Raw genomic sequence first — 4,490 nt, forward strand, 5'->3', positions numbered from 1 at the left:
AAAGGTTTTACTGAACCTTTATTTAACTGCGTCTTTTTTTGAATATTACTGTTAATAACTCTTTCTATTTAGTAATTTCAACTCAATTTTTCTGTGGATAACCTTTCACTCTATTTTGCAACTACCTATAAAATCTCCATAAAAAATCCTTAGCTTCCTGTGCATAATCTATATTTATTCTCTTAGACTGTACTATTTCTTTACCTTTTACAATTTCTCCTTCTGTTATGTATAATTTATCACTAGTACACAAATCTTCTCCATAAAAGCTCTTATCTATATTAAGAGCCATACACAGCTTCCCTGGGCCATTTGTAATATTTTTTACTTTACTCTTTTTTTCTTCCACCTTATTATATCTATTTAACATCATATCTTTTATTCCATCAATAGGCTCTACTCCCCTTACTAAAACAGCTCCTCCTACACCTTTTTCACAGGTAACTATATTAAAGCAATAATACATTCCATAAATTAAATATATATAAGCATGTCCACCTACTTCAAATGCTATTTTTGTCCTCTGGGTTATTTTATTATTATTCATATGTGCAGCTTTATCCCCCATGGCTTTATAAGCTTCTGTTTCAACAATTTTAGCAATTAATTTTTTACCATCATATTCTCTTACTATGTATTTTCCAAGTAACTTCTTTGCAACATCTACAGCATCCTCTATATAAAAGTCTCTAGGTAATCTTTTCATATATACCTCCTTAGTTTTTGTTTACATAGTAATTATACACTAAAAAAGCCCCATATTATTTTATGAGGCTTTACAAAATTTATATTAAGTTTGCTTAACTGTTTGAGTATCTATAACAGCTCTTGCAATATTAGAAGAATGATCACCAATTCTTTCCATATTACTAATCATATCCAAGAATATTATTCCACTTTCTGGATTACATAAGCTATTATTTAATCTATATATATGGCTTTTTCTACATGACTTTTCCATTATATCTATTTGCTCTTCCATTTTTATTACATTAAATGCTAAATCTATATCTTTATTTTTCATAGCTTTTAATGAACATTTATAAGCAGTCATTACTTTGTCAAACATTATCTTAAGCTCTTTTATTCCTTCATCCGAAAAAGGTATATCTTTTTCTATAGCTTCTATTGCAAGCTCTGCTATATTATCAGCATGATCTCCTACTCTTTCTATATCACTTACAGTATTAAAAAGACCATCCACTATTTCTCTATTTTCTACAGATATAGCCCTATTAGACAGTTGTATTAAATAATCTATAATTTCTCTTTGAAGCTCGTTTACTTTTTTTTCTTTTTCAAAGGTTTTTTCAACTTCTTCTTTTGACCAATTAAAGAATCCATTCATAGAGTTTTCCAAAGACTTTCTAGCAACATTTCCCATATGTAGAGATTCTCTTACTGTATTAGCAAGAGCAATAGATGGAGTCTCAAGTATTCTATCATCAAGATATTTTGTAACTTTATCATTATATTCATCTTCTGTTTCAGGTATTAATTTCACAGCCAATTTTACTATAAGTGATGCAAATGGAAATAAAATAACAACATTTAATACATTAAATAAAGTATGCGCATTCGCTATTTGTCTTGTAACATCGTCTGGATTAAGTTTTGTTACTATACTTATTGTTGGATTATTTAATATAATTGCAAACAATAAAGTACCTATAATATTAAAAGTCATATGCATAACAGCAGCTCTTTTTGCATTTTTACTTGCACCTATACTAGATAAAATAGCTGTAATACAAGTTCCTATATTTTGCCCATAAAGAATTGGAAGGGCAGAAGCTAAAGGAAGAAGTCCCTCAGATGATAATGCTAGAAGTATTCCCATAGCAGCACTACTGCTTTGAAGTATTACTGTCATTGCAAATCCCATAAAAATTCCCAATATAGTCTTATCTCCAAATCCAACTAACATATGCCTAAAAGCAGGAAATTCTCTTAAAGGTTTAACAGCATTCTTCATAAAGTCCATACCAATGAATAATATACCAAACCCTATTAATATTTCAGCAAGCTGTTTGTTTTTTTGTTTTGTTGAAAATAAATATATTATCATACCTAATCCTACAGCTATTGGAGCAAGTTCAGTTAATTCAAAAGATACAAGCTGAGCTGTAACTGTTGTTCCAATATTTGCTCCCATTATAACTCCAATTGCTTGAGTCAATCTCATAATTCCTGCATTTACAAATCCAACTACCATAACTGTAGTTGCACTACTGCTTTGGATAATAGCTGTAACAAACATTCCAACTAGAACTCCCATAAATCTGTTACTAGTTAATAGTTCAATTATTCTCTTTAACTTTTCTCCTGCTGCTTTTTGAAGCCCTTCTCCCATTAAATTCATTCCATATAAAAATAGTCCAAGGCCACCCAAAACCCCTAATGCTATTTCTATAGCCATAATAGTCCTCCTTAAATATACTTATTTGTCAATCCCCGTCTAATTGTATCAAAAACAAAGATGAGAATTGTTAAGTTTATGTTAAAAATGTTAAGTTTGTTAAGAAGGTTAAATTTATGTTAAATTTTATACTTTTGAATTATTTTCTCAGCTACCTTTATTCCATCAACAGCAGCTGATACTATACCTCCTGCATATCCAGCTCCTTCACCCGATGGGTAGAGTCCCTTAACATTTATAGATTCAAAACTATCTTCATCTCTTACTATTCTTATAGGGGAAGATGACCTTGTTTCTACTCCTGTTAAAACTGCATCATATATTGCAAAGCCTTTTAGCTTTTTATCAAGGTTTATCAATCCCTCTTTCATAGTTTCTATAACAAAGCTTGGAAGACATTCTCTTAAATTAGCTAGCTTAAAACCAGGCTTATAGGAAGGAATTACACTTCCTAAGTCTTTTGACTCTTTATCCTTTAAAAAATCACCTACTAACTGTACTGGAGCCTTGTAATTTTTTCCACCAAGTTCAAAGGCTAACCTTTCATATTTTTGTTGAAAATAAACTCCAGCTAATGGATGACTACTTTCAAAATCACTAGGAACTACATTTACAAGAAAAGCACTATTTGCATTTTCCTTATCTCTTTTATGTTCACTCATTCCATTTGTAACTACTTCATTTTCAAATGATGATGATGCTATAACACTTCCTCCTGGACACATACAAAATGTATATGCAGTTCTTTCATTATTCCCATGATGAATAAGTCTATAATCTGCAGCACCTAGTCTTGGATGATTATAAAATTCTTTATATTGAGATTTATTTATTAAAATTTGTGGATGCTCAATTCTAGCTCCTATAGCAAAAGGCTTTTGAATTATCTTAACATTTCTCTTATATAAAATTTCATATGTATCTCTTGCACTATGCCCTATCGCAAGTAAAACTACATCTGATGATATAATATCTTCTTCATTTACAACAACTCCCTTTATTTGACCATTCTCTATTACAAAATCTGTAACTTTTGAATTAAATCTAACTTCTCCTCCAAGTTCTATTATTTTATTTCTTATATTTTTAACTACTTCTTTTAATATATCTGTTCCAACATGCGGTTTATATGAATATAATATTTCATCTGGTGCTCCTGATTCAACAAACTCAGTAAGTACCTTTCTACATCTTAAATCCTTTATTCTTGTAGTTAATTTTCCATCAGAAAATGTCCCTGCTCCTCCTTCTCCAAATTGAACATTTGAATCAGGATTCATCTTACCTTCATTCCAAAATAAATTTACATCTTTAGTTCTTTTATCTACATCAAATCCTCTTTCTAAAACTATTGGATTATATCCTCTTTGAGCAAGTATTAGTGCTGCAAATAATCCTGCTGGCCCCATACCTACTACAATAGGCCTTTCATTTAATTTATTATCTCCCATTAAAACATTCTTATATTGTAAAATAGGAGCAGTTTTTACATCTTTATCTTTTATTTTTTTAAGAACTTCATCTTCATTTATAACAGTTACATCAACGGTATATATAAAATCTATTTTTCCTCTTCTTCTTGCATCTATAGATTCTTTAAATATATTGTACTTTATCAATTCCTTTTTTTGTATTTTTAACTTCTTAAGTATTATTTTTTCTATATTTTTAATATCATCATTTATATTTAATCTTATATTAGAAACTCTTATCATAATAACATCCTTTCCTTATATACCTTAAAATAAGAACAAAATATCACTTCGTGATACTCTCAGATGAGTAGCAGAGCTACTCATCTGTATTTTTTGAAACTAATTCACCATTACATTTTGGACATATAAGTATAGGCATTTTTACTTCAAAATTCTCAATATCACAACCAGAAGCAAAAAAGTCATCTTCAATAAATTCATCAATAATAAACCTAGGTACATCTTCTTCAAATCCACACTCCAAACATTGATATCTGTAAGTCTTCTCGTCTGTTTCTATCCCAAAGGGATACGCTTCCTCGTCCTCTCCCATATCTAGGAAGTTCTCTTTCTCTAAATCTTTCATTATCGGGTAT

At 29.8% G+C, this 4,490-nt stretch carries 4 protein-coding genes; all 4 read right to left on the minus strand.

Annotated elements, in window-relative coordinates; genetic code table 11:
- Window positions 1–121: 121 nt before the first annotated feature.
- The gene (locus BUA77_RS12755) at window positions 122–706 is read right to left on the minus strand and encodes a DNA-3-methyladenine glycosylase (RefSeq protein ID WP_072890875.1); all 585 of its coding nucleotides are present in this window, start codon (window positions 704–706) and stop codon (window positions 122–124) included.
- Window positions 707–790: 84 nt separating this feature from the next.
- Window positions 791–2,419: a Na/Pi cotransporter family protein gene (locus BUA77_RS12760; protein ID WP_242939126.1), complete on the minus strand. Its 1,629-nt coding sequence runs from the start codon at window positions 2,417–2,419 to the stop codon at window positions 791–793.
- A 119-nt stretch (window positions 2,420–2,538) separates the two neighbouring features.
- Window positions 2,539–4,134: an NAD(P)/FAD-dependent oxidoreductase gene (locus BUA77_RS12765; protein WP_072890878.1), complete on the minus strand. Its 1,596-nt coding sequence runs from the start codon at window positions 4,132–4,134 to the stop codon at window positions 2,539–2,541.
- A 76-nt stretch (window positions 4,135–4,210) separates the two neighbouring features.
- The coding region (locus tag BUA77_RS14055) for a hypothetical protein (protein ID WP_159428980.1) at window positions 4,211–4,490 on the minus strand (280 nt) is incomplete at its 5' end.

This window comes from Tepidibacter formicigenes DSM 15518 (assembly GCF_900142235.1).
Lineage (GTDB): Bacteria > Bacillota > Clostridia > Peptostreptococcales > Peptostreptococcaceae > Tepidibacter > Tepidibacter formicigenes.